Below are 1,402 nucleotides of genomic sequence, written 5' to 3' on the forward strand. Positions count from 1 at the left end.
GTATAGGAGACAACCCATGTCTGTTGCCCTCACAGTGCGGCTACCGGAATTCACCGCTAGAAGACTTGATGAAGTTTCGAAGAGTTCCAACTTATCGAAAACAGATCTGATACTTGAAGGCCTCGAGTCTGTTTTTGCTTCTCGGCTTGACAGAAGCGTTACCTATCTATCGGATGCACAGTTTGAAGCCGTTTTGGATATTCTGGACAACCCCTTGAGCCAAGAGGCGCTTGAAGGACGTGAACGCCTTGAGTCAACCACCTTCCCGTGGGCCAATAAATCATGATCGAACAAGGCTTCAACGAACCGATTCCCCTGGCCTGCCTACCACGAATCTCGTTCGAAAATTTCGATTGTGGAGTCATCTCCTTGAATATGTGGCTCCGAGAAAGAAGCCGAGCGAATGATTCTTTACGTGCGAGCCGGACTTATGTGGTGGTGACGGCTAACTTATCACAGGTAGCCGGGTTCTACTGCATCTCGAATCATGCGCTCATGCACACCGAGACCAACGCTGCGCTTGGTCGGAACATGCCTAATCCGATCCCCGTGATTCTGTTGGGAAGACTCGCGGTAGATAAGCGCTATCAGAACTGCGGCCTTGGTAGCGCCCTTCTTCGTCATGCGCTGGAAAGAACCCGACAAGTGGCCGAAATTGTCGGATGTCGCGGTATGGTTACAGAACCCATAAACGAAGCGGCAAGGCGGTTTTACGCTCACCACGGATTCATCTCAATTCGAAACGGCTCATCGATGATGATTTACCGCCTCTGACCGACTGAAATAATCGAAGCATCTTTTCCCATCAACAGACCCCCTCTTAAGTTGAAAAATCTGCTGCGAGACAATCAGGTTTGACCGTTTTGAGCATTTGGGAATTTTCTTTGACGATACAGTTTGTCTCAGCTCTTCCGTTTCCAGACCGCTTCACTGATCGCGCGGCCTTTCTTCCACCTCAATATCAGCAAAGCCTCCAGAGCCGTCGGTCGGTTGTCTCTAGCAGACATCAGAACTTTCCGAACGGAGGTTCGTGTATAGCCCCTGCTCCTTCTCCCTCGGTTTAGGCCTCGGAAAGGCTTTTTTTATTTCTGGATATAAGCTAAAGAGTATTAGCCAATAACCGAATTCTTTTTGTTGAAATGAGGATTTCAACAAGATGAAAACGGTTCTCAACGCGGCGGTGACGGCGGCGCTTGCCGTCCTCGTCTCGCAGAGTGCGGTTGCGGCCGATGCAGTGTCGCCGACCTCGCTCGCCGTACAGTACTCGGCGCCGACGCTCGGCACGAGTACGAATCCCGCGCCGGCGAGCACCGGAGGACTCGCCGCAACACCCTCGAACATGCCGTCGGGCATGCAGATGGGGCCGAACGGCACGGTGATGACCTGTCTCTTATACACATCT

At 51.9% G+C, this 1,402-nt stretch carries 3 protein-coding genes; all 3 read left to right on the forward strand.

The features are described 5' to 3' along the window. On the forward strand, nt 1–286 hold a 286-nt coding region (locus tag H6A60_RS11290), incomplete at its 5' end, for a hypothetical protein (RefSeq protein WP_205104671.1). Beyond that, complete coding sequence (locus H6A60_RS11295; RefSeq protein WP_205104673.1) at nt 283–774, forward strand: GNAT family N-acetyltransferase; 492 nt, start codon at nt 283–285, stop codon at nt 772–774. The genes H6A60_RS11290 and H6A60_RS11295, both read left to right, overlap by 4 nt. Nucleotides 775–1,156: 382 nt before the next feature. After that, nucleotides 1,157–1,402: hypothetical protein (locus H6A60_RS14475; protein ID WP_205104675.1), on the forward strand; the 246-nt coding region annotated here is incomplete at its 3' end.

The sequence above is a fragment of the Sutterella massiliensis genome (genome assembly GCF_016899755.1).
GTDB classification, from domain to species: Bacteria; Pseudomonadota; Gammaproteobacteria; order Burkholderiales; family Burkholderiaceae_F; genus Sutterella; species Sutterella massiliensis.

Bases quoted from the DNA above. Each gene is read 5' to 3' on its own strand.
- H6A60_RS11295 (WP_205104673.1), top strand. From the start codon at position 283: ATGATCGAACAAGGCTTCAACGAACCGATTCCCCTGGCCTGCCTACCA.